This is a genomic window from Tatumella sp. JGM91 (genome assembly GCF_018257575.1).
In the GTDB taxonomy this organism is placed as follows: domain Bacteria; phylum Pseudomonadota; class Gammaproteobacteria; order Enterobacterales; family Enterobacteriaceae; genus Tatumella; species Tatumella punctata.
The window spans coordinates 1-3,250 of the sequence record NZ_JAERJP010000044.1; the positions used below are offsets into that span (position 1 = coordinate 1).

Annotated in this window: 3 protein-coding genes and 3 pseudogenes; 2 read left to right on the forward strand and 4 right to left on the reverse strand. The window is 42.8% G+C overall.

The genetic code is table 11. From position 1 onward, the window contains the following. Positions 1-79: 79 nt before the first annotated feature. From JK198_RS16640 to JK198_RS16655, 4 genes and pseudogenes are all read right to left on the reverse strand, one after another. Positions 80-202: pseudogene (locus JK198_RS16640) on the reverse strand (IS3 family transposase); the annotation flags it as partial. Between the two features lie 85 nt (positions 203-287). Continuing rightward, positions 288-923 carry a hypothetical protein gene (locus tag JK198_RS16645; protein WP_212711055.1) on the reverse strand — a complete coding sequence of 212 codons (636 nt, stop codon included), beginning with the start codon at positions 921-923 and terminating at the stop codon, positions 288-290. Beyond that, on the reverse strand, positions 904-1,110 hold the full coding sequence (locus JK198_RS16650) for a hypothetical protein (protein WP_212711056.1): 207 nt from the start codon (positions 1,108-1,110) through the stop codon (positions 904-906). Before JK198_RS16650 ends, JK198_RS16645 begins: the two co-directional genes overlap by 20 nt. Positions 1,111-1,254: 144 nt before the next feature. Beyond that, positions 1,255-1,404: pseudogene (locus JK198_RS16655) on the reverse strand (helix-turn-helix domain-containing protein); the annotation flags it as partial. A gap of 308 nt (positions 1,405-1,712) precedes the next feature. On the opposite strand from JK198_RS16655, the gene JK198_RS16660 reads away from it, so the two are divergent. Beyond that, entirely contained in the window at positions 1,713-2,777 is a 1,065-nt protein-coding gene (locus JK198_RS16660) for a hypothetical protein (RefSeq protein WP_212711057.1), read from the forward strand. A gap of 122 nt (positions 2,778-2,899) precedes the next feature. Further along, positions 2,900-3,120 (forward strand): annotated as a pseudogene (locus JK198_RS16665) (hypothetical protein); the annotation flags it as partial. Positions 3,121-3,250: the final 130 nt, after the last annotated feature.

Below are 3,250 nucleotides of genomic sequence, written 5' to 3' on the forward strand. Positions count from 1 at the left end.
GTTGTCGATCCACTTCGCCGGTCGACTTGATAATCATATCGACCTGTAAGCCTTGACACAGAATAATGAACACCCTCTACAGGCTGAGTTCGCGGGCTGCAGCGGCCACACCAATGCGTTCCGCCAGTTTAAGTGCTTCCTGACGGAATTCAGGCGTGTGCTGCTTGCGTGGCTTTTTAGTGGTTGATGCTGGTTTTGTCATGTGAGTCACCTCTTACCTGAGAGTTTACTCACTTAGTCGCGTGCCCACTATTGCTGGGTAAGATCATTTCACCTATAACTCAATTTTAAAATTTTCTCATTCCTTTGAGATCCCCCATACTGCTTGGTTCGATATCTGAAGCCATGGTTTTTAGTATTTTTATCAGCCTTTTGTTTTTTTCCATGGAATCTTCATTTATAGATAATGCCTTCAGTGCGTCATTAAGATTTCTAGCGAAATCTGCTCTATTCCTTGGAATTGGTAGAGTTCCTTTTTCCATTTCCAACTGAAAATCTTTAAGGCCTTCAGTTAATTGAACTGCAATATCTTTAGATATCCTTCCTTTCTTATTCAAATCATGTAATTTCCTTCTGGCCTTATTTGAATTATTATTTTTTACACATGCCAACGCCCACTTCCATAATAAATTAAGGTCTATTTCATTAGATGAAAAATCTATAATATTACTGTATATTTCCACCCTCATATCTGGAAGGAGAACGCTTATTAGCGTAGCCCTATCTTGGTGGAAGTATAAGTCTCTATCTTCTAGCTCATCAATTATAACTAATAGATACAAATTAATTGCTTCATTAGCAAGCTTATTGGCCGTGCTATTATTTATTTCTCTATTTCTAGAATAATGAGATGCCTTTCCTGCACAATCATTGATGAGGTGTAATGAATCAGTTATTTTTCTACTAACTTTTCCTTTTAGCATAGTTATTAACTCTGATAATTTTTTTACTAAAATCACCACCTCCTAATTTATCAATTAGAAAATCACTCACTATCATCTCAGCGTAAAATCTCGCTATATGAACTTTCGTTTCATTAGATGCAGCATCAGAAAACAACTCAATAACTCGATGGCTAATCACTGATGGGTAGAGAATATCTTCTTTCATTTTCACTCTTTAATTAATGAAGGATACTTGCTAATTTATAGCATATTTTGTACATGCATAAATACTATTTTCTAGATGACATCGTTAAGTGCGGTAATCCCCCCATTTTTAACGGAGGTAATAGGTAGAATGGTCCCCTCCCTTTTATTCTGGTAATTCCTGGCTGACTGCATCGTCACGCAGGCGCATGATAGTTTGTCGTGAGGTACCAAACTCGCGGGCTATGGCGCTGATACTGGCACCAGCTTTCAGGTGTTCAAGCGCTGCCTGCCGCTTTTCCTGGTTCAGCGCCGGTGACGCGACGAATCCGCTCTGTGGGCGCAGCATAAAGGACAGGCAGAAAAATTTTACTTCGTCCATCCCCTGAGTGAGATGCGTCTGTTTAGCAGAGTTTTGAAATGTAAGGCCTTTCCGTAATATAAAAGGCTACATCATCGCGAACTTTGCAATAGTGACAGTTTTTCAAACGGTTATCTCCTTACTTTCCTTTTCTCCAGGCATTTAACCCAGATAATTTGGTTGACAGAATAGCCTATATAGCTACCAGAACAGACACCGGATCTGTATGATTATAAGGAAATTTTTAATCTCAGGAAATTAAGATGGCGCTGACATCCGAAGTTGAAAAAATCTTCAGAAAAATTCACTCGCAGTTCAAAATCAGAAATCCCGAATGCAACCGTATTGAGATGCTGACTGGCGTTCTGGATAAGTATGCAGGAGCTGGGAATTATTTCGTAACGCCTGCAGTCATCATGGCAACTGAGGATATCCGGGGTTACTGTGTGGTCATTAACAACTGCAGGGGATTTATACCGGAGACCGCAGCGTTGGCGCTGAAGAGTAACCTTCTGGTGGCCATTGGCGCAGAATTCAGCGCAGCAGAAATTATTTTGCCTCTCTATTTTTCTATGGGGGAGATTGAGGCGCACAGCGCCGATATCCTGACCGGTACGACGCGTGAGCAAAAACTTGAACTGGGGAACCGCGCCCTTATGACCCTGCTGAATATAGATGCCCTTTCTCGTCTGGCGACAGGCCACTATCCTCTATATTCCACACTGGAAAGCTGTCACATCCAGATCAGAGAGACAGTAGAGCTGTACAGTCTGGGGTATATCCGCTCAGCCATTACCACGCTTTTACCCTGTATTGAGCATGCTATCAGGGCGCTGGGAATAAAAGTGGGAATAAAAAATCCTGAGACAGTAAAAACTGCTGATCTGGCCGAAATATACAGTGCATGGTTTAAATTTTATATTAATCAGGTTGTTTTTAAAGATTACGACTGGAAACCCCAGTCAGTCCGTGAAATTAGTTATTTTTCTGGATTTGATGAAAGAATTCAGATTGGGTCCATCGGGCTGAATTACTTCAGGAATAATTTGTATCAGCATAGCTCGTCAGATGATGGTATCAGCGGTCTTAACCGTCACAGCATACTTCACGGTTTTATGCCGAATTATTTCACTGACGCTAATTATCTGCGACTGATCAATTTCCTAAATAATATCTGTTTTATGATTTCTTTCACTGGGGACAATTTCTCTAACTTCTTTCCGTCCCAGACGTCGGAGTCGAAAGTCTTCACCCGTCATCTTTATAAACTTCAGGAAATCGGGGCCGCCCGCGCACGGCTTCTGGATGAGATGGAAATGACACGCTGAATGGTGACAACCGGGTCGTTATCTTTCTCACCGCTATTTTTACTCCACACCAGATATTCACCCAAGAGTACTTGGTTAAGGCCGATGACACCTGTACTGGATACAGGCATACTAAATTAGTTCAGAAATTACCCTGGAACTACCGTTTGCTGAGCGATCGGGAATGGTCCGGTCGAAATGCCGTAGCGCTCAGTGCGGGCATCAATAGCATTTATCTCTCACGGGCTAACCTCGATGTCGCTTTTGACGACAGCGGCCGACAGATAAATCCGCTGAGAGCGGGTCTGACGGGGACCATAGCGGGGGTGATGAAGCTATTTAATCGCTGTGGCTGGCAGAGCCTTAGTCTGGTGCCTCCCTGCCCCATCAGTATTCGCTGATCCCTCAGTGTCAGCATAGTTGTCACCCCCTCTGAAAAATCAATCTGAGGGCATGGAGTGACACATGAAACGTATTTCACCGGAGCGTAAGGC

What these genes read in the sequence shown, in the direction of transcription:
- JK198_RS16645 (WP_212711055.1), bottom strand. Translation starts at nt 923, where the DNA reads ATGCTAAAAGGAAAAGTTAGTAGAAAAATAACTGATTCATTACACCTC.
- JK198_RS16650 (WP_212711056.1), bottom strand. Translation starts at nt 1,110, where the DNA reads ATGAAAGAAGATATTCTCTACCCATCAGTGATTAGCCATCGAGTTATT.
- JK198_RS16660 (WP_212711057.1), top strand. Translation starts at nt 1,713, where the DNA reads ATGGCGCTGACATCCGAAGTTGAAAAAATCTTCAGAAAAATTCACTCG.